Genomic DNA, 24283 nt, shown 5'->3' on the forward strand with positions numbered 1-24283 from the left:
CGTCGAGTCGTTCGGGCCACCATAGCGGAGCCCATTCCCACTGGATGAATCCATGATCGACCTTGATAACGCGAATGCGGCCGCGCCCGCACCAGTCATCGCGACAGGCTCTGCAGGATCGCCGCTGCAACATCCCGGCTCACCGAACCCAACGCACGATCGTGAGCGGCAACCAGCGCGTCGTAAGCCTGCCCCTTCACAGGCTGGTGCGCGAGCGTGCGTCCAGTAATCGGCGTCGCCTTGCCTGGAGGCCAGATTGTCCATAGTGCTTCGATCGTTGCCCAATCCCCCAGCACCGAATCGAATTGCATGATGTCGACGCGCACTCGCCACGTTGGCAAGCCGCTCGAATCCGCCCCATACACGCTTACGTGCTCGGAACCAAGCAGCACCGCGAGATCTCCGGCGATCGTTCGCTGGATATTGCCCTTCAGCGGTTCCGCCCAGCGCTGAAACTCCTCAGGCCACACCTGGTTGTCGGCAACGCTGACGACGATCTGCGGTCGGTCAACCAGCGCGGGAATCGTGACCGGGTGGACGACAACATATACCGGGACCGCAGTGCCCATGGTGGTGAGTGTTGAGTCCGGCTTCAACTGATAGAAGCTGGACGCCGGCGAACCGGTGCAGCCGCCAAGCGAAACGGCGAACAAGGCAACAACGCCCGATATCAGCGCGCGTGTCACGGGTGGTTCTCCTGCGCCTTGCCGCGAATCAACGCCTCCGGATGTCGCTCAAGATAATCGGCCAGCGTGCGGAAGGCCGTAGCCGTGCGTGAAAGCTGCTGAATCATGTCGGTCGCGTTTTCCTGCAGGGCGGAGTCCGGCTGCAACGCGTTGTTGGCCGAGTCTAGTGCAGCGTGCGCGGCGGCGAGCGTGCCCTGCGCCTGCGGCACGATCATGGTGTCGAGATCGTTGAGTAGCGTCTTCGCGTTCGCCAGCGTCTCTCGCGTGTTCTTGCCAATCGCCTCGAACGGAATCGTGTTGAGCTTTGCCACGAGTTGCGTGACGTTTTCCTGCAACCGTTGCAGGTTACCGGGGATCGTCGGAAGTTCTGGAGGCGATGACGCCCAATTGACGGTGGCTTTTGGCGCGTCAGGAAAGAAGTCGGCGGCCAGGTACAGTTGCCCTGTCAGCAAATTGCCCGTTCTAAGCTGAAGACGAAGTCCCTTCGCGACGAGGCGATCCGCCAGCGCGTGAGGATCGTTGGACAGGCGGCCGCCCGCGCTGCTGGCCGCGCCGACCTCATAGCGAGACGTGAACAACTCCGGATACAGGTCTAGTTCCACCGGAATGGTGAATTTCTCTGTCCTGGGATCAAAGCGTGTATAGATCGCTGTCACTTCACCCACCACGATGCCGCGGAAGTCGACAGGCGCGCCCACGGTCAGTCCCCTGACCGATTCAGTGAAGTCGGCAACGTACTTGACGACGATGTGATAGTGCGCCTTCATCGCATCAGCCCGATTCAGGAACAGCGTGAAGGTCGAGTCGCTCGCGGCGACGCCTTCGTCGAGCGCATTCGGCGGCGACTCGAATGCCACGCCGCCGATCATGATCGACACGAGCGATTGCGAATCGACCTGAATGCCACTCGACCCGACTGTTACGTCGACACCGCTCGCGTGCCAGAAGCGCGTGTCCGCGAGAACGAACTTGTCGTACGGCGCGTTGATAAACACCCTGAGCGTCACACCGTGTCCATCAGGATCGAGCTTGTAGCCCGATATCTGTCCGACCTGCAGCCTTCGGAAATAGACCGGCGTACCGACGTCAAGTGAGCCCATATTGGTGCTTTTCAGAATGAATTCACGCCCCGGCACATTGTTCGCGATCGCGGGTGGTGTCTCGAGACCGACGAAGTCGCGACGCGCGGTTTTCGATTTTCCGACATCCATTTCGACGTAAGAGCCGGACAGGAGCGTACCAATCCCGGACACCGTTCCGCCGGATATGCGAGGGCGCACGACCCAGAAACGCGTGGTGTCGACGAGCATGTTCGTCGCATTTTTATTGATATCGGCAGTCGCGATGACTCGTTCGTTATCGGGCGTGAGCGTTACGGTCTTGATGAGCCCTATGTCGACGTTCTTGAATTTGACTTTCGTCTTTCCCGCTTCGAGACCATCAGCGGTCAGGAAACTGATCGTAATCGTCGGTCCCTTCTCGATGACTGCCTTGACAGCGAGCCATCCGCCAATCAGGACCGCGAGGACAGGTACGAGCCAGACGACCTGAAGACGCCAGCGCGAGCGCGGCGTTGCCTGTGCGTCGGGGAAATCAGGCTGTTTCTCCGGTCCTGGCATGATCTCGCTCCACTTCGTCCCATATCAGGCGGGGATCGAACGCCATCGCTGCAAACATCGTCAGCACCACCACGGCACCGAATGCGATCGCCGCGTTGCCGGCCTGGATTGTCGCAAGCGCCTGGAACTGCACTAGCGCGACTAGCATCGTGATCACGTAGATGTCGAGCATCGACCAGCGCCCCACAAACTCGACCATCCGATAGATCCGTGTGCGCTCGACGGGGTACCAGCGCGAGTGCATCTGGGTGGAGATCGTCAGGTATCCGAGCGCGAGGATCTTGAGCATCGGCACAGCGATGCTCGCGACGAACACGACGACCGCAAGCGGCCACGATCCCGATGTCCACAGGTACACGACGCCTGAGAGGATCGTGTCGTCCTCGGTCCCGAAGAGCGAGTTCGTGTACATCACGGGCAGCATGTTCGCCGGGATGTACATCACCATCGCAGCAATCAGGAAGGCCCACGTGCGAGACAGGCTTGCGGGCTTGCGCACATGCATTGCCGCACCACAGCGCGGACAAGCGAACGTGTCGGTGTGGGCATGCGCCCGCACGCTTGCGAGCAGTCCGCAATCGTGGCACTGCGCGAGTCCACCTTGTGCTGCGGTAAGCGAACCTTGCAGCGACGCCTCGTCCAGGTCCGGCTCTGCGTCTATGTGCTCAACGGCGGCGACGCGCGACCACAAGCTGCGTGGATCGAAGGCGGTGCCCGCCGCCGCCAGTACGAACATCAGCGCAGCGAATGACCACAGTGCGGGGCCTACAACTACGCCTGCGATCGCGGACAACTTCACGAGCGCAACGAGCAAGCCGAGGATCAGGACCTCGGTCATCCCCCAGGGCTGGCAAAAACGGCATAGCCGGAAGATGGCCGGACCGCCCCACGGCGCACGGTCGCATTTCAGCGGAATCAGTAGCCACAGCATGGTTGCGGTCTGCAAGACCGGCATCAGGACAGTGGTCAAAAACACGAGGCCCGCGATTGGCCATTTCCCGTCCAGATACAGCACGCTCACGGCGCCCAGCAGCGTCGTTTCGACGACAGTCCCGCTGACCGACAGGCCAACGATCGGATAGAGATTGGACACCGCGAAGAGTACAACAGCGGCGAGAGAAAACGCGAGCGCCCGGTCGAGGCTGTTGGGGAGTTCGCGGTAAAGCTGCGCACCGCAGCGCCGGCATCGCAAAGCTCCGCCCACCGGCACGGTTACCTCGCGCTGCAGGAGATCGCATTCGTGACAGGCGATGAGTTTCCTGTGAGTCATTGCGACACCTGTACAACAATGAATTCGCTCGACTTCTTCCGGGCGTGGATGCAGTGGGACTGCCCCGACTGTCGCGGTTGTGGCAACGCGACGGGCACACGATTCTGCACGTCCACCTGCGTGAGTTCCCGATTCGCGCCAGGCTCGAAGAAAACATTGAGCGCCAGGTTACCAGTCGATGAACTCAACGAATACATACATGTCGTGTTGTATGCGCCGTTCACCGGCTCCTCAACGTTCAGACATTCGACGGACCGGGCGCGCTGCGCATCGTCATTCAAGACGATCAACGTTGGTTACCATCTCTCTGATCGCCGAAGTGAACACAGCACTTCACGTCCTGGTGACGGTCTCATTCAGGCCCTATACGTGAGCCACGTGCCACGCTCGATCAGACATTGCGGGCACGAAAGATCAGCGCGACGGCATCACCGAAAGCAGCACCCTTACCCTGAATGACTGGAAAGACGTGAACAACGCCGGTCGAACGGTCGCGACAACCTCTTCGCCCGCCTGACCGTCATGGACTGATACGAGAGATCTTCGTTCCTCGTAGTGCTGTTCCGGCCATCAAGCCCTGCTGGTTGAAAATCATTGCATGCGCACCGTCGAGGATCAAGACGACATCGGCGATCGAAGTGCGGCCGTCAGGCCGCTACGGGGAGGCAGTCACCGTCGTCTCGGATTCGTACACGAGCCGCACGTGGCTATAGCGCTTTAGCGACTGCATCACCTCGACGAGATCCGGGCGATTCACCCGAATAGAATGGGCGGTACCTGATTTGTCCTCGAAGGTCAGGAGCTTTAGCTTGCTGTTGATGCCGGTGACTACCACAACGCCGCTGAAGGTTCGGAGTGCCTGAAAGCTCTCCTGATTGGCGCCACGCGAATGCTGGGTCACCTTCGCCGTGCGATCCAGGCGTGTGAGAGCCGCGCCCTTATCGGGTTTCAATTCGGTGACGTACGGCTCCAGGTAGCTTGCCGTGAGCTTGTCGCCGACTTTGACTGAGTTGAGCAAGTCGGGAAAATCTTGCGCACTGTAGCTCAGATCTTCACGGCCTGGCACGGTCACAACGATGAGTGCGTTCTTCTGGTCGATCAGGCTGACGATGCCGCTTTCGGTGTCGACCGATGCGCCGCGTGGCTCGGCTTGTGCAGGCGCCGAGGCCGCCGTGTCGTCCGCGCGGCACTCGGGCATCCAGCTGGTGGACAAGCCGATGATGACGACGAAGAGTGCGCTGCGACGCGCAACGGAAATGCATGCGTTCAATCGAAAGAGCATGGAAGGCCCCTCGGTGCAATCAGGCGTCACGCTCGCTGCGCCCGTCCGGAACCGGAGCGAGTTTTTTCGCAGCCTAGCACCACAAGGGGCGCATAGCATCGGACCTTGGTCTTATATGGCCGCGATTGCGGGCGGAGCCAACTGCCTTTTCGTGAGTGGCCATACCAGGCGGCCGCTCGACTCTGCGGATTCAACCGGTCGATGCAAGCAGGATGGCGCGACCGGCTGAATCCACAGTCGACAGCGGCCGACCTCATCGGACAGTAGTCGGCCATGAACGGTCCGCGACCGCCGGTCCGGCGCGAACGACGGGCTTTCGGCTTCACACCGTTTCCGGCCTCTCGAAGCCCAGGGTGTCAGCTCTTCATTCAGCCTGGTATCGCGTTGAAAACAGAGCACGGGGGGCTATTCTATAGTCGCATATCCGGGTGCGGGCATCCAAGGCGTGCCGCTCGCGCGCGCTCAAACACTCGTTCGTTCCCAAACTTTCCACGCCTGGGGTACGAAATGATTAAGCGCTACACGCTGATTTCGGTTTCGATAGCCCTTGGGTGTCTCGCGACTATCGGCCCGGTGCTCACCAGTCTCTATGTCGCCAACAGGGAGGTTGAAACACGAGACCGGCAGGAAATTCGGGATTTCGCCAGCAAGGCGATGATGCGTACGGAGCTTGTTACGTTCCAGTCCTTTGCCGCCCTTTCCGATCTGGACCTGGAACCGGGCGCACCTTGCTCACCGTCGAGTCTCGAGCAGGCCGCACGCGTCATATACAACTACCGGTACGTCCAGGATGCGGGTGCATACGCAGATGGGCGATATCTTTGTTCCCCGCTTCTTGGTGACGTGCGCACACAGGACCTCACGCTGCCGCCGCCCGATTACCGCAGCAACGACGGGTTTCTCGTCTGGTTCCGTCAGAAGAGTCCGCTAAGCGACGTACGCAAGGACCTGATGGTCGGCCGCAACGGTCACTATGTTTCCATCGATCCGGAATCCTACGTCGACCTGATTGACCCATCCCGACGTCCTATCGCGACGATCCAGACGACAACGGGAACAGTCATGGCCGTCTCGGCCGGCACAGACCCGGACGAGATGCTCAACGCCTGGAAGCACGGCGGCAACGTGAAAAGCAAGGAATGGAACTATGCGGTTGCCCTGTCTTCGACGCGGCCGCTCGCCGTAGTGGTGAAATCCCCTCGCAGCAGCATCGTGGGTGACTGGCCAAAGCTGCTTGCTGCGTGGCTTACGATCGGTGTCGTCTCGGGCGCCGCGCTTGGCTGGCTGGCGTACAAGCGGATCACCCGGCAACTCTCGTTTACTTCAACGCTCGAATGGGCCATATCGCGACGCAAGATTGACGTGGTCTATCAACCCATCGTTCGACTCGCTGACAACGAATGTGTGGGCGTGGAAGCGCTGGTCCGCTGGAAACTGCAAGGGCGCGCTATCTCACCCGAAGTGTTTGTGCGGGTCGCCGAGGAAAATCACCTCATTCAGCCTTTAACCGATCTCGTGCTCGAGAAGACCTTCGCACAGCTCGGGGAACTGCTGTCTGCGAATCCCTCTTTTTATGTCTCGATCAACGTGAGCAGCGAGGATCTTTGCACCTTCCGCTTCCTGAATCTGCTCGCGTCGTCGCTCAAGGGAACCAGCATTGCGGCCAGGCAGATCCGAATTGAGGCGACCGAGCGCAGCTTCATGAACACGGATGCGACGCGCGGTGTTATTGCCGCGTTCAGGGCAGCAGGTCATCCGATCTATATCGACGATTTCGGAACAGGCTACTCAAGCCTGGCCTATTTGCAGACGTTTGAGATTGACGTTCTGAAAATCGACAAGTCGTTCGTCGACACGATCGCGCAGGAAACCGCATCAAGTGTCGTCGCGCCCCACATCATCGCGATGGCGCACGAACTGCACCTGGAAATCGTCGCCGAGGGCGTGGAGTCGGGGTTTCAGGCAACGTGGCTACGCGAGAAAGGCGTGCAGTATGCGCAGGGTTGGTACTACGCGAAGGCAATGTCTGCGCGTGATCTTGCCACATGGCTTGGCAAGCAACGCCAACCGCGCCACGCGGACAGTCTGCCGTCAATCTAGCATTCAGCTGCGAGGATCGCTGCCTCCCCTTCAAGAAGACGACGCGACGTGTTCACACGGTTATCGGAACGGCTGCTATGCGTTTGACTCTGTTGAATAGCCTCGTCGCGTCGGTATCGATAGCGGATCAACTGAGCCTGCAGAGCAAATGGTGCGTCGGATGTCCGCGAAACGTTTATGGATCGCTCCAGGTGGCCGCACCGCACGCGCTGATCTGAACGTACCACGTCGCCCCTGCGCCCTCACGCCTGCGCCAGCGCAACCGCGTCCGCACCAGCGGGTATACGCATCGGTGTGGAAGGATCAGTGACCGCGCTCCACACGGCCGCCGCAACGTCGATGGCATTGGTGACCGGGGTGGTCGTATTGCGTACTGCAGCGAACACGCTTTGCGTAAAGTCCGCGTATGCTTCGGGGACGCCGTCGCCCATTAACCGGCGGGCGTTGTCGCCGAAGCTCGTGCCTGGCGCACGTCCTGGGAGCACGAGGCGCACGCGCACATTGAAGGGCGCCAGTTCCAGTGCGAGCGATTCGGTGAAGGCGTTCACTGCCGCTTTGCTACCCGTATAGACAGACAGCAGCGGCAGCGGCTTCATCGTCACGGTCGATGTCACATTCACAATTACACCGGCGCGCCTTTGCCGGAATTGAGGCAATACCGCCTGTGTCACCGCGATGGTGCCGAGCGTGTTGATTTCGAATACTTCGCGGGCGTTTGCGAGGTCGACGCCCTCCAACGGCGAGAGCAATCCGACGCCGGCGTTGTTGACCAATGCGTCGATCGGACCGGCGTCCTGAATACAGCGACGAATGCTCCCGGCATCGGTGACGTCGAGCGGCAGAACGCGGAGTCGGTCCGAAATCGGCAACAGGTCCTCGCGTGGCGCGCGCATTGTCGCGATGACACGCCACCCTTTGTCGAGGAAATGCCGCGCCGTTTCAAGGCCGAAACCGGACGAGCAGCCGGTAATGAGGACGGTGGAGAGGGTAGACATTGAAAGATCCAATAAGGTGGGCAGTGCTTCTACGATAGGCCTGCTGAACTGGATCAGCTATAGTTACAAGTCCATTCTTTTGTTGAGATAGTCCAGAGATGGTCGACCCACTCGGGGAAGTCGTCTTGCTGCTGCAGCCTCAAGCCCCTTTCTCCAAGCTCGTCCTCGCATCGACCCCTTGGGCCGTACGCCGCGCCGAGACGGGCCGGCCGTTCTATTTCGTGGTGCTAGAGGGGGCTTGCCATTTGACGGTGGACGGTGCGTCGGATAGCGAGGCGATAACGCTGCGCGAAGGCGACTTCGTCCTCATTCCCGCCGCGCGTGGATTCGCGGCGTCGAGCCTCGATCGGCAGCCACCGCGCGAAGGCGAGGCCGTCACCACACCGATCACGCCGATCCCGGGCGGGGCGCGCGTCGGTGATCCTGATGCCCCTGTTGAGCTTCGCATGCTCGTCGGCAACTGTGAGTTCGGCTCGCCGGACTCGGCAATGCTGCTGTCACTTCTGCCTCAATGGGTGCTCGTTCGCCGACAACGCAGCCTGTCGACGCTCGTTGACCTCTTGCGTGACGAGTCTCGCGCCGATCGGCCTGCAAAAGATATTGTGGTGGCCCGTTTGCTGGAAGTATTGCTGATTGAGGCCTTCCGATCGGCAGCCGATACTGCGGCGTCACCGGGCCTGGTGCGTGGACTGTCCGATCCAAAGCTGGCGATGGCGCTGCGGCGCATGCATGAGCAACCTTCGGCACAGTTGACCATTCAGCAGCTGGCACGCGATGCGGCGATGTCGCGTTCTGCTTTTTTTGACCGCTTCCGCCGGGATGTTGGCGTCGCCCCGATGACATACCTGCTGACATGGCGGATGTCTCTGGCCAAAAAACTGCTGCGCAACGGGCGACTAACGATTGCCGAAATCGCCGAGCGTGTGGGCTACGGTTCGGTTAGCGCCTTCGGCGTCGCTTTTACACGGCAGGTCGGAATGCCACCGGGGCTCTATTCTCAAACGCCATCGACGACGAACCCGTTTAACGACCTTTCGGAACCTTTCGATAACGACAATCCGGACAGCCAGGCCCGGGCCATTCAACGGAAGCAGGTCGGTCAGGAAACCTAAACCGGTCGTTGCACGAAAGCGCCTATCAACAAACAGCGGCAATGGGTCGGCTACGTAAGTTCGAGACCGACGTGCGCCGAGTCCCCCGACTGCCAATTTCGATTTTCTGGTTCAGCCACTAACTGCCGTTCGTCGTCACGGTCACTAAGGCCGGTTGAGCGGCTGCTTCGTTCAGATTCCGGACGGCGTAACCGCAGGCATCTCGTCGGCGCGGAATCAAGTGCATCGCAAAGCTGCCAACTTTATTGGGTTCGTTGCGTCGTACTTCATGGTAGGTGCAGACACCTGGAGAGGGTGCTTACCGCCCCATACGCCGGTCATAGCTCTGCGAGATGCGGGAAAGCAGTGTGGGATCGCCCGCGTTGGGTGAGTGAAACTGCACCACGACGCTACCGTCGGCCTGCTGGCGGACGGTTGCCGTAACGGTCGCGCCGTTGAGGTTGCCGACGACGGTGCCGCTTGCCGGATCTTGCACGCTGATCGCCAAACCCTCGTCACTCATAGCGCCCGCCGCGGCACTGAAGGATCGATCGAAGCTGGCCGGTGTCGATACAACGGTTGCGGGCACATAGTATGGGCACCCCGCCAGAGGGAGCAGGGCGGCCAAGGCAGTGATGATCAGGATTCGCATCAAGGTAACCCCGGCTCAAGGAGGTGGCGTTGCTTATCATACGCGCGGTTGGCTCGCTACGAGTGTTGCGATCCCGAACCGTTCGCCGCGAACCGCACCAACCTGTCTTGTCCGGCCAGGTCCTGAGGCCAGAAAATTGTTTCCCCAAGGTCGTTGGCACTCCCATTGCCAGGCGAGCCAGATACAAAAAGACATCTCCACGTTCTTCGCGCGAATCGATTTTCGTATTCACGCGGGCTAGCTACGGCTGCCGGCTCAATGTCGGGTTCAAGCGGACTTGCTGAACGTTGGCGCTCTCCACGGAGTGCATGGCATTTCAACGTTCGTATCAATCTTTTCGAAATGTTTTCTTACGACATGTTCCGGCAAAGCACATCAATTTGAGGTTTTCCCAGAGCGGAATGCTTATTGCCATAGGATCGGCGATTTACTAGCCTTTACTTACCGAGTTCTATCTTGCGATGCGATGCGGCATGTCGAACCGGCCCGAGACCGCCTTGTCGAACGTTTCAGCGATCTGCGGGAAAGACCTCGGTGCCGGACGTAGCGCAAGGGCGTTGTAGTGATCCTAATCTATCGAAAGAAAGGGAACCTGTATGAACGCGATCAAAACAATCACGTTAGCAAGCTGTGTCCTGGCCATGCTTGCTTCAATTGACGCCCACGCCCAGGCGAGCGAAGGCGCTGGGATGGCTCCTGCCGCACCGATGACTCAGTCGACAAAAGCGCAAAACCACGCGCTCAATAAAAAAGTGCGTGCTGCACTGGTGAAAACCAAGGGGCTGAAGACTGAAAACATCATCGTCAAGGCGCACGGCGACGCGGTAATGCTGGAAGGAACGGTACCTGACGCTTCACAGATTGATCTCGCCATGACGGCCGCCAAGGGAGTGCCTGGTGTAGCCTCAGTGGACAATCACCTGACGATTAAGGAACCAGGACAGTAAACGCGCGCAAGGCTAGTCGGGATCAGGAGGATCGACGGGACAAGCAAGGTTCCCGTCCAGGTCCCGCCGCTGTCGCGGGTCGAAGAGCCGCAAACGGTGAGCGGCAATCAGCCCCCGGGCGTACGGGTGTGCGTTTGCCGCGAGAATCGCACGCCGGGGTCGCTTCGACCTGAGGGGCTGTCCCGTGTCTTCGGCGATGGGGCTCACCGCCACGCACTGCCGACAAGGTCCCGCTTAAGCTCGGGCCGACTTGGGTCGCCTGTCTGATTTTCCGGGCCCGCCTCAGCTCAACATGCTAGCGCACGGGTGGACGGCGTTGCCGCGCGCCTCATTGAGCCGCGCGAGCTGTGCGTATAGGCCGCGCTGTCGGCGGTATCGTTGATGCGAAACACCGCGACCGCTTCCCGCAAAGCCGTCGCCTGCTCGGCCATCGACTGCGCAGCCGCCGACGCCTGCTCGACGAGCGCCGCATTCTGCTGCGTCACTTCATCCATCTGACTGACCGCCATGTTGACCTGTTCGATGCCGGTGGTCTGCTCGTCGGAGGCTGAGGAAATTTCCGCCACGATCGCCGTCACCTTCTGCACCGACTGAACGATCTCCGCGATGATCCCGCCTGCGCCGCGCACCAGTCCGTTGCCCGTATCGACGCGGCTCGCCGACTGCTCGATCAACGCCTTGATTTCCTTCGCGGCGCTGGCGCTGCGTTGCGCGAGCGTCCGCACCTCGCTCGCGACGACGGCAAAGCCGCGCCCCTGTTCGCCCGCGCGGGCGGCTTCGACTGCGGCGTTGAGCGCGAGGATGTTGGTCTGAAACGCGATGCTTTCGATGACGCCGATAATCTCGCCGACCTTCGACGAGCTTTCCGAAATACCCGCCATCGTCTCGACCACGCGCCCCATCACATCGCCACCGCGCGCGGCCGTTTCGGAGGCCGTGCCGGCGAGCGTCGATGCCTGACGGGCGTTGCCCGCGTTCTGCCGCACCGTGCCGGTCAGTTCCTCCATGCTGGCTGCGGTTTCTTCGAGCGATGCCGCCTGCTCTTCGGTCCGTGCCGACAGGCTCAGATTGCCCGCCGCGATCTCGGAACTCGCTGTCGCCACCCCTTCTGCGTTGCGCCGCACGTTGCTGACCACGCTCGACAGACTCGTCTGCATATCCTTTAGCGCGGCGAGCAGGTCTGCGATCTCATCCGAACCTGTCGCGTGAAACTCGGTCGTCAGGTCGCCGAGCGCGACGGTGCGCGCGACATCCAGCGCCCGATTGAGCGGCCGCGTGATCGAGCGACTGAAGATAACCGCCCCGCCCGACCCCGCACTGAATGCCACCAGCATCAGCACGATGCTGATCACCGAAGCCTGCCTCGCGTCAGCAGCCGCTTTCGTCGATACGGCCGCGCTCGTCTCCGCGATTTCCTGCGCGGCCTGGGCCAGCAAACGTGCCGGTTCGCGATCGACACCCGCGACAGCGGTGTCGCCGACGGTGGGATCGAAAGCCGCGGCCTTGAAGGCTTCAAAACCCTTTCGATAGCCGACGCCCATCGTCGAATGTGCAGCCGCGAACTGCTCCACCAACGCACGGCTTTTGCCGTCGTCGAGCTTCGCTAGCAGCGCGCGGGTCTGGTCGTCGACGGAGCGCTCCTGCTTCTCGAAAGCGGCCCATCCGTGTTCGAGTTTCGCCGGATCCTTGCCGCGCAACAGGATGTCCTTCCACTCCTGAACCTGTAGCTTGAAGGTCACCAGCACGCTGGACACCGCCCGCTCGTTTGCGACGTTGTCGCTAACCACCGTGTTGTATTCCGTAATCGAGTGGTTCAACGAATAAAGCCCGTACATTGCGCCGGCGAACATCAGCAGTAGTGCAGCACCAAAGGCCAGAGGTAGCTTGATAGTCAGTTTCATCGGGAAGGACCGTTAACAAAACGTCGAAAGCGTTTGACAGCGTGGCATGACGGCGCGAAGACCCTCATCTCGGCGTTTACGGCAAGGCTCGTGCGAACTGAATCCCTACCCAAATATTGAGCTGCAGCCGTTGAACCGATCGACACGCGTGCCCCCTTACGTTCCCCACTCCTGCGAGCGACGTTTTTCTCATTTCTAGAAGGCCTTTTTGGGCACCATCTCCCACACGTCAGACTGCGCAGCCCTATCCCGGTAAAGGGACGCACCGGAACAAACATCGCCACGATCATCACCTCGCCGCATTCAGAAGCCCCATAAGCTCATCCGGCGAGATGCTGTCACTGTCGATCACATTGACCATGACCTTCCGGTCCGAATCAGATAGCTGATCGCCAATGGCGGCGTGTGCGCGAAATGGCACGACGAGAATCATGACCTCCGTGCTCGGCGCATCCGTCAAACTCATGGCGGCAACCTGCTCGCCGAGTCGCTTCACCATCGCCTCGATCGACTCAGGGCTCTGCACGTTTGCGACACCAATAGCCACGCTGCCGCAGTCGAGCTGGCGGGCAAGTGCCGCTGCGATTTTTCCGGGGTCGCTAGTTGAATACATCATGGTGCATTCCTTTTCGAGGTCGGACACAGATCTGCGCGTAGCATCCGATTAGTAATCCTATAGAAGCGCAATATCGTCTCGACGGACGCTTAATTCTGCCTGTTCAAATGTGTTTTCCGTGAACGATGCACCTCGGGCGTCAGACCTGACCGATGCCACCGTCATTCATCAAATCCGCGCCCGTCATGTAGGAACTCTGCGCGGAGGCGAAAAATAGCGCCGCGCTGGCCATCTCCTCAGCCCGGGCGAGTCGCCCGATCGGAACCATGCTCTTGTACATGCTCACCAGATCCTCGCGTGTCGCCGACTGGGCAAAGTGACATCGTAATTGCCGCCTCAGCGACTGATAATCGGCGGATTTATCATAAGAGCTATTCGCCGCGAGACTAGATCACGTGGGAGGAACGCAATGGATCGCTTTCACGAATTAAGCGCCTTCATCGCCGTTGTCGAAGCGGGCGGCTTTTCCGCCGCGGCGCGTAGAACCGGCGATTCACAGTCCGCCATCAGCAAGGCGATTGGCGCGCTGGAAAAGCGCCTCGGTGTGCGGCTATTTAACCGAAGCACACGCAGCGTGACCTTGACGGACCAGGGGCAGAAATACTACGAGCGGACCAAGCCGTTGCTCGATGAAATCGAGGTGGCCGATAGCGAACTGACCAGCAGCACGCTGGATGTCTCGGGCCTTGTCCGGATCGCCTCCGCCGCTACGTTCGGCCGCCTGCACGTTCTTCCGCTCATTCCCGAACTGCTGTCAAGCCATCCAGGTCTTCGGGTCGATCTCGTGTTGTCGGATTTCGTTCGCGATATGGTGGAGGATCGAATCGATCTCGCGATTCGAGTGGGCTCCGTCAACGATCCGGATTCGGTCGTGAAGCGAATCGCCAGCACCCCACTGGTCTGCGTCGGATCGCGTGGCTATTTCGAGCGACACGGTATGCCGAAGGATCCTGCGGAACTTGCCAGTCACAATTGCCTGCTCTACGGCGGTCTGCTGGAATCGGCGAACTGGCCGTTTCATGGTCCGCGAGGCCGGTTCAGCGTACCGGTGCAAGGCAACCTGTCGTCGAATAGCGTCGAGACAATACGATCGGCCGTGCTCGCGGGTGTGGGAATCGGCCTCTTCGCGAAGCTTTCGCTGACCGACGAACTCAAGCATCCCGACATCGTGACCGTGCTGGACGACTTCATTCGGGATGCCCGTGATGTGAGTATCGTCTGGCCGAGACGTCGTTTCGTGCCTGCGCGCGTGCGCCGGGTCACCGATTTTTTTGCGGCTGCGCTCCCGCAGCGTTTGTAGAACACGTCACGCAATGTTCGCAAACTGCGCGCGTCGAATGCCTGCGTCGTTCGACATCGATTCTCGTACGTGGCGCGCGAATTCCCGCGCCGCGGGCTGAACCGTCGTGGGCAATCGCAGGCAGATCGCGAACGGAGGCAGTGCAGGCAAGCCGGTCGCCTGAGGCGTGAGTGTCTCCAGATCGGCCGGCACCGTGGAGACGAGCCAGGCCGTGATCGCGAGGCCCGCGCGCACCGTCGCGGCGGTCGCCTCGATGTTGCCGCTTTCGAATACCGTGCGCCACGCGATGCCCTTGTCCGCGAGCGCGCCGAGCACGACCGGTCGAAAGGCGCAATGCTCGTCCACCATCGACAGCGGCAACGGCCGCTTCTGCCAGGCATCGCTGCCGCGCCCATTGACCCATACCAGCGGCTCGATGCGGACCACTTCACCTTCAGCTTCGCTCGCGACATATTCGACCAACGACACATCCACACGACCGCTATTGACCGCTTCGCTCAGTTCCTGCGACGCCGCGCAGACGAGCGAAATATCGACGTAGGGATGCGCCTCGGCAAATGCCTTCATTGCGGGCGCGAGCCGCGTCACGAGATCGTAGGGCACACCCACACGCAGGGCGCCGCGCAACGGCTGGCTGGTCATGTCGGCCCAGATTTCGTCGTTCAGCCGCAGCAGCTTGCGTGCTTTCACGAGAAACGCCTCACCCTCGCGCGAAAGCTCCAGCTTGCGCGTCTTCCGCACGAACAGGAGGCAATCGAGCACGTCTTCGAGGCGCTTCACCTGCTGGCTCACAGCGCCTTGCGTCATGTGCAGCAGATTCGAAGCGACGGTCATGCTGCCGCTATCGGCGACGGCAACAAAGGTGCGGATCAGATCGAGGTCGAGGTTCCGGCTCATCGATGCATTATCTGGCGTAATGGATCACATCAATATTATTACCTTTCAGGATGCGTTGCCGATCCGTACAGTGCAGATCTCACTTCCCCGGATGTGCACCGATGACCTCGATCCTGCCACTTCTACTTTTCGTCGCCGTCTCGACCGTGACGCCAGGCGGCGCAACCACGCTCGCCACCGCCTCGGGCGCGCGCTTCGGTTTCGTACGCTCGATTCCGCTGATGCTCGGCATCGCGATGGGCCTCGCCGTGCTCGCTGCGATCGCTGCGTTTGGGCTCGGCGGTCTGCTGCTCGCGCTGCCCTCGCTGCAAACCGCTGTGAAGGCGCTCGGCTCCGCGTATCTACTGTGGCTCGCGTGGCGCATTGCCCGCAGCGGGCCGCCAGGCGCGGGTAACGGCCCCGCGCGGCCGGTTACGCTCGCCAATGGTTTCCTGCTGCTCTGGCTCAACCCGAAAAGCTGGGCGATGACAGTCGGCGCGGCGGCGTCGTTCGCGCTGCTCGCGAGCAATCCAAACCGGCTCGCGATGCTGCTCGGAACCGCGTTCGGCGTTGCTGCGTGTGCGTCGCTCGCGTTCTGGTGCGCGCTCGGCGTGCTGCTCGCGCGGTTCTTTCGAACGCCGAGCCACTGGCGCATGCTCAATCTCGCGATGGGCGTGCTGCTCGCCGCGTCCCTCATTCCGACCTGGCGATAAGCCGCGCCGCACGACGAGCGCCAGCGATACGCACGCGATTCAAGCTCCCGGCTTGAGCACCACGCGAAAACGCGCCTTCCCGCTCATCATCCGCTCATAGGCTTCGGCCGCGCGGGAAAGCGGATACTCCTCGATCATCGGCTTCACGCCCGAGAGTGCGCTGAACGCCAGCGTTTCCTGCGAATCGGCGGCGGTGCCCGAGGGCCAGCCCTGCACCGAATGGCGGCCCATGATGAACTGCGTGATCGGCACCACCACGGGCTCCTCCGAGACGCCAACCATGATCAACTTGCCATTCAGGCCGAGGCCGCCCAGCGCCGCGGTCATGGCCTTTCCGCTCGTGGCCGTGGCGAGGATCACGCGCGCGCCGCCAAGCGCCTGCAACGCTTCGGCCACATTCTGCGAGGCACTGTCGATGTAGTGATGCGCGCCGAGTTGCCTGGCGAGCGGCGCTTTGTCTTGCCCGCGCGCGATGGCCAAAGTGACGAAGCCCATCTTTCGCGCATACTGCACGCCGAGATGCCCGAGCCCGCCAATGCCGAGGATCGCGACGACGTCGCCCGCGCGCGCGCCGCTCTTGCGCAGCGCGTTGAAGGTGGTGATGCCCGCGCAAAGAAGCGGTGCGGCATCGACGTCCGATAGATCGTCGGGCATGCGCGCGAGCGCTTCCTGCGGCGCGATCATGTAGTCGGCGTAGCCTCCGTCGTAGCTGATGCCGGGGATGAGTCCGTTCTTGCAGAGCACGAAGTCGCCGTGCCGGCAGTGTTCGCAATGGCCGCAGTGCCCGCCGTGCCAGCCCACGCCGATACGCTGCCCGACCTGCCATTCCTCGACACGCGGGCCCAGCTTCTCGATCACGCCCGCAATCTCGTGTCCCGGCACGCGCGGAAATTGCAGACCCGGCCAGTGGCCTTCCTTCGTGAGTGAATCGCTGTGGCAGATACCGCAAGCCTGCACCTTGACAAGGACATGTCCCTCGGGCGGCTCGGGCACGTCGCGCTCGACCGGCTCCAGCGGTCCACCGGGCTTTGCCACTTGCACCACCTGCATCTTTCGCATCGTCTGCTCCTTGGAAAAGGGACGAACCGTGCGGTATGACTGCACGCCGCACGCGGCTGGAACGGCACTACGATGCGCAATCCCGGTGCGACGGCCTTGGGGATGCGCGACCACGGTACATTGTAGGACGTCGATGTCTCCGGTCTCTTGTGGGCAGCGCGAGGAACGAAATCCTTTCTTTGTACGCTGCATCAGTCGATCCATGACGGCCATTACTCGACCGGGCGCGGCGTGTTCTTCGGTATGAGCCGCAAGGAAAATTGCAGGTTCCGCCAGCGCCAAACGATCTACACTGCGATTCAACAAAGACGAAAAGATCGGCCAGCCTTGGCGGACCCGGGTGATCGTATTCCGATCTTGCTTTGCTCAGGCGGAGTCCGTGCGTGCTGCCCTTTCTGTATGGAGGCGGTCATGAAAAAGGAAAGGAAAACGGCACGGCAAATTCTGTCCGTGAACACCCGTGAGGTCATTTCGGTCGGCCCCGATGACACGGTGCTTGCCGCACTGCATCTGATGGCCGACAAGGATGTAACGACCGTGCTGGTGCTGCAGGGCAGCGATCTTGTTGGTGTCCTGTCTCAGCGCGACTACGCCCGCAAAGTCGAGGTGCTCGGCCGCGACGCCGCCAACACCAGGGTCGGCGAGATCATGACCACGCAGGTGTTCTACGTGACGCCCGAACATACCTGCGACGCGTGCCTGGGGTTGATGCATACAAAGCGGATCCGGCATCTACCCGTTATCGAATCCGGGCGCGTCATCGGCGTGCTTTCCAACAGCGATCTCCTGGAAGAACTCTTTCAGGAGGACGAGAATTTCATCCGGCTTCTGGAGCATGACATGCTCTATCTGACGATCGATACCGGCGGCGCCTATTAGACCGGCAGACAGGCGAGCCGAAGGCAGACGAGTTGAAAACGCGAGCACGCAATCACCCGCGATGACGCCTTTGCCGCCAACTTTCCCGCGCGTAGGCCCCGGCGTCGCCAGTCGCCTCCGGCTTGAAACTACCCGTCTTCCGGCAAAATCGCTATGCCACGATCCTTGCAGGCTTCGCCCATCGCGTTCATGACAATTTTGCTCATCGAATCCCCCCATTGCGACGGATTTTTGTCGATATAGGCGTCGACGATCGTATCCAGTTGGCGCAGTGTCATGTGCATCGTGCATTGCTTGAGCCTCAGGAGGCTCTCGTCGACATCACCCATTGCACCTGTAACCAGTACACCGTCGAAAACGCCCGCCACATAGGTTGCTTTCGCAGCGGATGAAAAGCCCCGATACGTGTTTCCATCGACGATGTGTCCAAGCGATTCGAACTGCGGAGCCGCATTGGAAATCGTGGCCACCCAGACCGCGAGTGCGCCAACTGTCAGTTGCTTGATCGCCCGGTTCATTTTCGCCCTCCTTCTGAGTCAGTCACGTCTCGTCTGTCTGCGAATGTGACTCGCAGTGGAATCCAGCGCTCGCATGCCGAAATCGCGGGCCGCATCCTCGAACAATACAAGCGCACTGAAGCTCGCCATTGCGTGAGCGCTTCCGCTTGCCCAGCCCTGCTCGCCGAACAAAGCGGAACTTCATTCTTCGTCGGTACAAGGCGTCTCGTGCGACGCGATACTTCGATATCAAAGGGTCAGCAGCCCGCGATACAGGCCGTAACCCGCCGATACAGCCGCGATGAGCACAACTGCGAATATGGCCTTCTCGATATGGGTGAACACCTGCTCCCCTGCTTCCCATCGCGCCTTGGCGAACAGGATGACGCTAGGGGCATAAAGCAGGGAAGCAAGAAGAAGATACTTGACTCCGCCCGCATAAAGCAGCCAGACCGCGTAGAGAACCGCAACGACTGCAATCATCAGGTCCCTGCGACGCTCCTTTTCCGAAAATTCGTAAGTCTCGCCGCGGATAGCCAACAGTAAGGCATAGGCTGCCGACCAGAAGTAAGGCACAAGAATCATCGACGTGGCGAGATAGATCAACGAGAGATAGGTGCCTTTCGACACAAGCGTGATGAGCAGAAAGATCTGCACCATGCCGTTGGTCAGCCACAACGCGTTCGCGGGCACCTTCTTCGCGTTCTCCTTGCGCAGGAAAGCAGGCATCATGCTGTCCCGCGCGGCCGAGAACAGTATCTCGGCGCACAGCATGACCCAGGACAGCAGTGCGCCGGACAGCGAGATGGCGAGACCCACGCTCACCAGCACCACCCCCCAATGTCCGATCACGTGTTGCAGCACGCCTGCCATCGAAGGGTTCTTCAGCCCGGCTAGCTGCTCCTGGGTCATGATTCCGAGCGCCAGTACGTTGACCAGCACCAGCACGAGCAGAACGATGAAAAAACCAATCACCGTCGCCTTGCCGATGCTTTTACGATCGGCCGCACGTGCCGAGAAAACGGTCGCGCCTTCTATGCCAACAAACACCCAGACCGTGACAAGCATCATGTTACGGACCTGATCGTGCACAGTGCCCAGTGCCGGATTCGCTCGCGCCCAGATATCGGCGGAGAACACATCCATCCTGAACGCGGCGAGACAGAGGAGGATGAACAGGAAGAGCGGAACGAGCTTCGCAATTGTCGTGATCTGATTGACGAAGCTCGCCTCCTTGATGCCGCGCAGCACCAGAAAGTGGACGCTCCAGAGCAGGACAGAGGAGCACGCGATGGCGGTCAGCGTATTACCTTCGCCAAATATGGGGAAGAAGTAGCCGAGCGTGCTGAAGAGCAGCACGTAATACCCGACGTTGCCGAGCCACGCGCAGATCCAGTAACCCCACGCAGAAGCAAATCCCATGTAGTTGCCAAATCCCGCCTTGGCGTATGCGTAGACGCCGCCGTCGAGGTACGGCTTGCGGGTGGCGAGGGTCTGAAACACCAGGGCAAGCGCCAGCATGCCGAAGGCCGTGATGACCCAGCCGATCAGCACGGCTCCGACGCCCGCGGACGCAGCCATGTTTTGGGGCAACGAAAAAATTCCGCCGCCAATCATCGAACCGACCACCAACGCGACGAGCGCGCCCAGCGTTAAGCCATTCGAGTCTCTACGCTCACCTGCCGCATCGAACCCGTGCGTCGCGTCGCTCATATCCCCTCCGCCTTTGACTTTCACGACGGGGCAACCGGATGGCTGCGCCTTTGACACCGCACCGCAAGACTGATCTGCATTGACCCGGCGTGGCAAGATCGCCTGGCGGCGCTATTTCCTTTGCGAAGCAATTGTTTGCAAACGACACACAAAACAAGGAAAACGTAGCGTTCGCATACACGGTGCTGCTTTACGTATCGATTGAACGACTCTCGGAGCATTAGATACCACGTCCGGAAATTGTGTCGCGACCTGGCTCCAACCTTGGACCTTCGCATGTGGAGACGCATCCGATCGTACGCGTATGTGCGCTAAAGCACACCTGGAAGGTAACGGCAAGATTACGCTGTGAGTCCAAAATGCAGGTCATCTGGCTTACCACGCAAAACGGATCGCGCGATGCGATTGTCGTTATCAACAATTCGTCGCGACTTCCAGCCTTCGCGGAATCATCATCTTTGACGTTCGATGCGACTTGTGGTCCTTGGGGTGGTGGCCGTCCCCGTACAACGCCGGGAAGCCTCGCTGGAGGGGAAAGAATCGAAGTGTCGGCGGCAAACATCGAAGTAGTCCGCAGCGGAGAACGAAATGTCAAACTTGCCCTGGCTTTCGCAATATCCCGACGGCGTTGCGGCGAACATCGACCTCGATGACTACGCCTCGATGGCGGCCCTGCTGGAACAGGTCGTCGATCGCTTCGGCGACAAGATCGCCTTTCACCAGTTCGGCGTGGATCTCACATACCGCCAGCTGGACGAAAACTCCGCCCGCCTCGCCGCCTATTTCCAGAAAGACCTTGGGCTGAAACCAGGGGATCGCATCGCACTCATGTTGCCGAACTCGCTGCAACACCCCATCGCGATGTTTGCCGCACTCCGGGCCGGTCTCACCGTCGTCAACGTCAATCCGCTTTACACCGCGCCGGAACTCGCGAATATGATCAAGGATTCCGGTGCGCGTGCGATCGTCGTGATGGAAATTGCCGCTGCCACCGTCGAGCAGGCGCTCGCTCATGTCGCAATTGAGCACGTTATCGTCGCGCGCGTGGCGGAGATGCAGAATTTCCCGAAATCGCTCCTTGTCGACTACGTCGTTCGAAAAAAGAAAAAACTTGTCCCGGACTGGTCGATCGCTCGTGCGATCCCCTTCAGGACCGCCATGACCACACGCCTGGCTGCGGACTTCACGAGGCCGGCGCTGAACCGCGAAACAAGAGCGTTCCTGCAATACACCGGCGGAACGACCGGCGAACCCAAAGGAGCCGTGCTGACGCATGGCAACGTGCTCGCGGATGTGGCGATGTTTTGCGCCTGGCTCAAGCCGGCATTTCGGCCGAGCGGTGAAATCACGCTCGTCGCACTGCCCCTGTATCACGTCGCGGGCCTGGTATGTCAATGCCTGACCTCGTTTCATATGGGCACCCGCTGCGTTCTGGTGATGAACCCACGCGATATTCCCGCCCTCGTGAAGGATTTCGCAGCACACCGGCCAACCATCGTGGCTGGCCTTAATACGCTATTTACGGCGTTAATGAACAACAAGAACTTCGTCGCGCTCGACTTCTCGGCATTGCGCAACACCTTCGGGGGCGGTACCGCTACGCAGCCTGCGGTTGCCGAGCGCTGGCAGAAACTCACTGGCTGCCCGGTGCTGGAAGTCTACGGACTATCGGAAGCCGCCGGCGCAGTGACGGCCAATCCCGTGACGCTGACTGCTTTTGAAGGGACAATCGGCGTGCCGCTGCCTTCCATGCGCATTGAAATCCGCGATGAAAGCGGCGAAGCGGTAGGCGCGGGTACGCCGGGTGAAATCTGCGTTGCAGGACCCGGTGTCATGCAGGGCTACTTCAACCGGCCGGAAGACACTGCGCGTGTCATCGGCACGGATGGATTTTTCGCGACCGGTGATATTGGAATCATGGACGAGCGTGGCGTGATCAGGATTGTCGATCGCAAGAGGGACATGATTCTGGTCTCCGGCTTCAACGTCTACCCGAACGAGGTGGAGGGCGTGCTCTTCAAGCATCCCGGCATTCTGGAGGTCGCCGTGGTCGGCGTGGCGGATTCACAATGCGGCGAGGCACCCGTCGCATTCGTCGTGAAAAGGGACCCGGCGCTGAACGAGTCGGAAGTGATCGAGTTTGCGCGGACGAGCCTGGCCGCTTACAAAGTGCCGAAGCAGGTGGTCTTCGTGAACGATCTGCCAAAAACGCCGATTGGCAAAGTGCTGCGGCGACAATTGCGCGAGCGGTTGGTCAATCGAATCTGACGCCGTGTGCCTGGTATTGCCTCCGGGGCGTCTCACCCCGGTTGAAGAAACGGCGGGCACTCCGTTTGGAACCAATGGTCGACGATGCGCTGCGCCTCGTGGAGATCATCTGGGTAGTTTGGGTCATCGTTCCATGGTGACGGGTCGTAGCCCGCTTTCCTCAGCGCCGAAAGCTCGCTCATGTTTAGCTGCTTCGTCGGAGGTGCGTTGTTTCTAAGTGCGGCGAGATCACGGCACTCCGTTGGGCTCAGATGGGGCCCGCTTTGTGTCATGCCTTGTGGCGTACCGCCGACGGCACATCCAGTCAGCACGCACGCCAACGCAATAAGCGTCGCGCGATTTCTCAGGAGGTTTTCCATGGCGCATCTCCTCGCGTCCGATTCGCGCGATGCAAGCGGTGCGATGCCGCCAGTCGCGCGTGACTTCCGCGTTTATTCTGCCTCAGGCCAGTCACCGGAAGACGCGCACTGCACAAAGAGAAGAAAGTCAGAAGCCTGCGCGTCGAATGACTGTCGCACTTCGAAAAGAGCAATACGCCCGCCGGTAGTCGAGCGTCCCGCAAGGGCCACGCCTTCCCCGAAACTCTGCGAAGATCTGTTTTTCGACCGTTCACGCACGCAGGGATCTGGGCACAGACATCACGACTAGATCGTTCGCATGCTTGCTACACTATCGAACGCAAGATGGCCGGAACGGATGTAGCGTGGCCGACTGAAGCGCTAACGGCGAATTTCGCAAAACACAGGACGAAAACTCACATGACGCTGTCGAAGAGAAAATTTGGCCGTACCAACTGGAATGTATCAGAAATCGGTTTTGGTGCATGGGCGATAGGCGGCGCGTGGGGCGATGTCGCCGAAGACGACGCCAAGGCCGCGCTAAACGCCGCGCTCGATAGCGGCGTCAATTTCCTCGACACGGCAGACGTCTATGGCGACGGCCGGTCGGAGCGGATCATCCGGGACGTATTGCGGCAACGAGGCGGCGAGCGCCCTTTCGTGGCGACCAAGCTCGGACGCCGGCTCAACCCGCATGTGACCAGCGGCTACACGAACAAACGTGAGCTTGCGGGTTTCATCGACCGGAGCCTTTCGAACCTTGGCGTCGATACGCTCGATCTCGTGCAACTGCATTGCCCGCCGACGGAGGTTTATTACCGTCCTGAGGTGTTCGAGGCAATGGACGACTTTGTCGCTGCGGGCAAGATCCGCTTCTACGGCGTGTCGGTTGAAAAGGTCGAGGAAGCGCTGAAGGCGATCGAGTATCCCAATGTGGTTTCGGTCCAGATTATCTACAACATGTTTCGTCAACGCCCCGCCCACCTGTTTTTCCGCGAGGCGCAAAAGAAAAACGTTGCGGTCATTGCGCGCGTGCCGCTGGCGAGCGGCATGCTGACCGGCAAAATGTCCGCGGATTCGGTTTTCGCGTCGGACGACCACCGTGCTTTCAATCGGCATGGCGAAGCGTTCGACGTCGGCGAAACGTTCTCCGGCGTGCCTTATGACATCGCGTTGAAAGCCGTCGACGAACTGCGCAACCTCGTACCGGCAGGCGCCACCATGGCGCAGCTGGCGCTTCGCTGGATTCTCATGGAGGAGGCGGTTTCCGTCATCATCCCGGGCAGTAAAAACGCGGCTCAGTCGGCGTCGAATGTCTCGGCTGCGGGCCTCGCGCCACTGCCCGATGAGGTCATGCAACGCGTCCGTGAAGTTTACGAGCGCCTCATAGCGCCCCACGTCCACCAGCGCTGGTAAAACGAGCCGCCAAAAGAGCGCCGCGCCGCGAAGGGAAGCGGCGCTCTGGCTTCTCGCCGACCGCT

General features: G+C 60.5%; 23 protein-coding genes. 8 read left to right on the top strand and 15 right to left on the bottom strand.

Translation table 11 applies throughout. The features are described from left to right. Window positions 1–95: 95 nt before the first annotated feature. From D1Y85_RS18040 to D1Y85_RS18060, 5 genes are all read right to left on the bottom strand, one after another. Window positions 96–686 carry a PqiC family protein gene (locus D1Y85_RS18040; protein ID WP_124152442.1) on the bottom strand — a complete coding sequence of 197 codons (591 nt, stop codon included), beginning with the start codon at window positions 684–686 and terminating at the stop codon, window positions 96–98. Next, a complete protein-coding gene (locus D1Y85_RS18045) occupies window positions 683–2305 on the bottom strand; it encodes a PqiB family protein (RefSeq protein WP_124152443.1) in 1623 nt (540 codons plus the stop codon). The genes D1Y85_RS18040 and D1Y85_RS18045 overlap by 4 nt, the downstream gene beginning before the upstream one ends. Further along, on the bottom strand, window positions 2280–3575 hold the full coding sequence (locus tag D1Y85_RS18050; protein WP_124152444.1) for a paraquat-inducible protein A: 1296 nt from the start codon (window positions 3573–3575) through the stop codon (window positions 2280–2282). The genes D1Y85_RS18045 and D1Y85_RS18050 overlap by 26 nt, the downstream gene beginning before the upstream one ends. Continuing rightward, window positions 3572–3865, bottom strand: coding sequence for an efflux RND transporter permease subunit (locus tag D1Y85_RS28110; protein WP_124152445.1), 294 nt, complete (start codon window positions 3863–3865; stop codon window positions 3572–3574). Before D1Y85_RS28110 ends, D1Y85_RS18050 begins: the two co-directional genes overlap by 4 nt. Before the next feature lie 365 nt (window positions 3866–4230). Then, complete coding sequence (locus D1Y85_RS18060) at window positions 4231–4857, bottom strand: hypothetical protein (protein WP_124152446.1); 627 nt, start codon at window positions 4855–4857, stop codon at window positions 4231–4233. Window positions 4858–5364: 507 nt separating this feature from the next. Here D1Y85_RS18060 and D1Y85_RS18065 point away from each other — a divergent pair. Next, window positions 5365–6957 carry an EAL domain-containing protein gene (locus D1Y85_RS18065; RefSeq protein ID WP_124152447.1) on the top strand — a complete coding sequence of 531 codons (1593 nt, stop codon included), beginning with the start codon at window positions 5365–5367 and terminating at the stop codon, window positions 6955–6957. A 242-nt stretch (window positions 6958–7199) separates the two neighbouring features. Here the strand turns inward: D1Y85_RS18065 and D1Y85_RS18070 are convergent, their stop codons facing one another. After that, a complete protein-coding gene (locus tag D1Y85_RS18070) occupies window positions 7200–7952 on the bottom strand; it encodes an SDR family oxidoreductase (protein WP_124152448.1) in 753 nt (250 codons plus the stop codon). Window positions 7953–8050: 98 nt separating this feature from the next. On the opposite strand from D1Y85_RS18070, the gene D1Y85_RS18075 reads away from it, so the two are divergent. Continuing rightward, window positions 8051–9064, top strand: coding sequence for an AraC family transcriptional regulator (locus D1Y85_RS18075; protein WP_124152449.1), 1014 nt, complete (start codon window positions 8051–8053; stop codon window positions 9062–9064). 298 nt (window positions 9065–9362) lie between these two features. Here the strand turns inward: D1Y85_RS18075 and D1Y85_RS28030 are convergent, their stop codons facing one another. Next, entirely contained in the window at window positions 9363–9566 is a 204-nt protein-coding gene (locus D1Y85_RS28030) for a hypothetical protein (protein ID WP_342773478.1), read from the bottom strand. Window positions 9567–10291: 725 nt separating this feature from the next. Between D1Y85_RS28030 and D1Y85_RS18085 the strand changes: the two genes are divergently transcribed. Continuing rightward, complete coding sequence (locus D1Y85_RS18085; protein WP_124152451.1) at window positions 10292–10642, top strand: BON domain-containing protein; 351 nt, start codon at window positions 10292–10294, stop codon at window positions 10640–10642. Between the two features lie 287 nt (window positions 10643–10929). On the opposite strand, the gene D1Y85_RS18090 is transcribed toward D1Y85_RS18085, so the two are convergent. From D1Y85_RS18090 to D1Y85_RS18100, 3 genes are all read right to left on the bottom strand, one after another. Then, complete coding sequence (locus D1Y85_RS18090; protein WP_124152452.1) at window positions 10930–12543, bottom strand: methyl-accepting chemotaxis protein; 1614 nt, start codon at window positions 12541–12543, stop codon at window positions 10930–10932. 289 nt (window positions 12544–12832) lie between these two features. Continuing rightward, window positions 12833–13186, bottom strand: a complete 354-nt coding sequence (locus D1Y85_RS18095; protein WP_246024963.1) for an NAD(P)-binding domain-containing protein — start codon at window positions 13184–13186, stop codon at window positions 12833–12835. Window positions 13187–13298: 112 nt separating this feature from the next. After that, entirely contained in the window at window positions 13299–13499 is a 201-nt protein-coding gene (locus D1Y85_RS18100; protein WP_342773480.1) for an SDR family oxidoreductase, read from the bottom strand. Window positions 13500–13568: 69 nt separating this feature from the next. On the opposite strand from D1Y85_RS18100, the gene D1Y85_RS18105 reads away from it, so the two are divergent. Continuing rightward, window positions 13569–14459 (top strand): LysR family transcriptional regulator, encoded by an 891-nt coding sequence (locus tag D1Y85_RS18105; RefSeq protein ID WP_124152453.1) that lies wholly within the window; start codon window positions 13569–13571, stop codon window positions 14457–14459. Window positions 14460–14465: 6 nt separating this feature from the next. Here D1Y85_RS18105 and D1Y85_RS18110 read toward each other — a convergent pair whose 3' ends face one another. Further along, complete coding sequence (locus tag D1Y85_RS18110) at window positions 14466–15356, bottom strand: LysR substrate-binding domain-containing protein (RefSeq protein ID WP_124152454.1); 891 nt, start codon at window positions 15354–15356, stop codon at window positions 14466–14468. Between the two features lie 101 nt (window positions 15357–15457). On the opposite strand from D1Y85_RS18110, the gene D1Y85_RS18115 reads away from it, so the two are divergent. Beyond that, the gene (locus tag D1Y85_RS18115) at window positions 15458–16048 is read left to right on the top strand and encodes a LysE family translocator (RefSeq protein WP_124152455.1); all 591 of its coding nucleotides are present in this window, start codon (window positions 15458–15460) and stop codon (window positions 16046–16048) included. Between the two features lie 39 nt (window positions 16049–16087). On the opposite strand, the gene D1Y85_RS18120 is transcribed toward D1Y85_RS18115, so the two are convergent. Further along, a complete protein-coding gene (locus D1Y85_RS18120) occupies window positions 16088–17107 on the bottom strand; it encodes an alcohol dehydrogenase (protein WP_124152456.1) in 1020 nt (339 codons plus the stop codon). A gap of 411 nt (window positions 17108–17518) precedes the next feature. Here D1Y85_RS18120 and D1Y85_RS18125 point away from each other — a divergent pair, with 411 nt between their 5' ends. After that, window positions 17519–17986, top strand: coding sequence for a CBS domain-containing protein (locus D1Y85_RS18125; protein ID WP_124152457.1), 468 nt, complete (start codon window positions 17519–17521; stop codon window positions 17984–17986). Between the two features lie 128 nt (window positions 17987–18114). Here D1Y85_RS18125 and D1Y85_RS18130 read toward each other — a convergent pair whose 3' ends face one another. After that, window positions 18115–18504, bottom strand: coding sequence for a Rap1a family protein (locus D1Y85_RS18130; protein ID WP_124152458.1), 390 nt, complete (start codon window positions 18502–18504; stop codon window positions 18115–18117). A gap of 228 nt (window positions 18505–18732) precedes the next feature. Next, on the bottom strand, window positions 18733–20196 hold the full coding sequence (gene arcD / locus D1Y85_RS18135; protein WP_124152459.1) for an arginine-ornithine antiporter: 1464 nt from the start codon (window positions 20194–20196) through the stop codon (window positions 18733–18735). 597 nt (window positions 20197–20793) lie between these two features. On the opposite strand from arcD, the gene D1Y85_RS18140 reads away from it, so the two are divergent. Further along, a complete protein-coding gene (locus D1Y85_RS18140; protein ID WP_425466947.1) occupies window positions 20794–22464 on the top strand; it encodes an AMP-binding protein in 1671 nt (556 codons plus the stop codon). Between the two features lie 32 nt (window positions 22465–22496). Here D1Y85_RS18140 and D1Y85_RS18145 read toward each other — a convergent pair whose 3' ends face one another. Further along, window positions 22497–22823, bottom strand: coding sequence for a DUF4148 domain-containing protein (locus D1Y85_RS18145; RefSeq protein ID WP_124152461.1), 327 nt, complete (start codon window positions 22821–22823; stop codon window positions 22497–22499). Between the two features lie 399 nt (window positions 22824–23222). Here D1Y85_RS18145 and D1Y85_RS18150 point away from each other — a divergent pair, with 399 nt between their 5' ends. Next, window positions 23223–24218 carry an aldo/keto reductase gene (locus D1Y85_RS18150; RefSeq protein ID WP_124152462.1) on the top strand — a complete coding sequence of 332 codons (996 nt, stop codon included), beginning with the start codon at window positions 23223–23225 and terminating at the stop codon, window positions 24216–24218. Window positions 24219–24283: the final 65 nt, after the last annotated feature.

The sequence above is a fragment of the Paraburkholderia dinghuensis genome (genome assembly GCF_003837865.1).
GTDB classification, from domain to species: Bacteria; Pseudomonadota; Gammaproteobacteria; order Burkholderiales; family Burkholderiaceae; genus Paraburkholderia; species Paraburkholderia dinghuensis.

Coding starts and splice junctions, on each gene's coding strand:
- D1Y85_RS18110 (WP_124152454.1), bottom strand. CDS start 15,356: ATGAGCCGGAACCTCGACCTCGATCTGATCCGCACCTTTGTTGCCGTC.
- D1Y85_RS18050 (WP_124152444.1), bottom strand. CDS start 3,575: ATGACTCACAGGAAACTCATCGCCTGTCACGAATGCGATCTCCTGCAG.
- D1Y85_RS18065 (WP_124152447.1), top strand. CDS start 5,365: ATGATTAAGCGCTACACGCTGATTTCGGTTTCGATAGCCCTTGGGTGT.
- D1Y85_RS18105 (WP_124152453.1), top strand. CDS start 13,569: ATGGATCGCTTTCACGAATTAAGCGCCTTCATCGCCGTTGTCGAAGCG.
- D1Y85_RS18090 (WP_124152452.1), bottom strand. CDS start 12,543: ATGAAACTGACTATCAAGCTACCTCTGGCCTTTGGTGCTGCACTACTG.
- D1Y85_RS18120 (WP_124152456.1), bottom strand. CDS start 17,107: ATGCGAAAGATGCAGGTGGTGCAAGTGGCAAAGCCCGGTGGACCGCTG.
- D1Y85_RS18075 (WP_124152449.1), top strand. CDS start 8,051: ATGGTCGACCCACTCGGGGAAGTCGTCTTGCTGCTGCAGCCTCAAGCC.
- D1Y85_RS18130 (WP_124152458.1), bottom strand. CDS start 18,504: ATGAACCGGGCGATCAAGCAACTGACAGTTGGCGCACTCGCGGTCTGG.
- arcD (WP_124152459.1), bottom strand. CDS start 20,196: ATGAGCGACGCGACGCACGGGTTCGATGCGGCAGGTGAGCGTAGAGAC.
- D1Y85_RS18150 (WP_124152462.1), top strand. CDS start 23,223: ATGACGCTGTCGAAGAGAAAATTTGGCCGTACCAACTGGAATGTATCA.
- D1Y85_RS18085 (WP_124152451.1), top strand. CDS start 10,292: ATGAACGCGATCAAAACAATCACGTTAGCAAGCTGTGTCCTGGCCATG.
- D1Y85_RS18045 (WP_124152443.1), bottom strand. CDS start 2,305: ATGCCAGGACCGGAGAAACAGCCTGATTTCCCCGACGCACAGGCAACG.
- D1Y85_RS18145 (WP_124152461.1), bottom strand. CDS start 22,823: ATGGAAAACCTCCTGAGAAATCGCGCGACGCTTATTGCGTTGGCGTGC.
- D1Y85_RS18125 (WP_124152457.1), top strand. CDS start 17,519: ATGAAAAAGGAAAGGAAAACGGCACGGCAAATTCTGTCCGTGAACACC.
- D1Y85_RS18060 (WP_124152446.1), bottom strand. CDS start 4,857: ATGCTCTTTCGATTGAACGCATGCATTTCCGTTGCGCGTCGCAGCGCA.
- D1Y85_RS18070 (WP_124152448.1), bottom strand. CDS start 7,952: ATGTCTACCCTCTCCACCGTCCTCATTACCGGCTGCTCGTCCGGTTTC.
- D1Y85_RS28030 (WP_342773478.1), bottom strand. CDS start 9,566: ATGAGTGACGAGGGTTTGGCGATCAGCGTGCAAGATCCGGCAAGCGGC.
- D1Y85_RS18115 (WP_124152455.1), top strand. CDS start 15,458: ATGACCTCGATCCTGCCACTTCTACTTTTCGTCGCCGTCTCGACCGTG.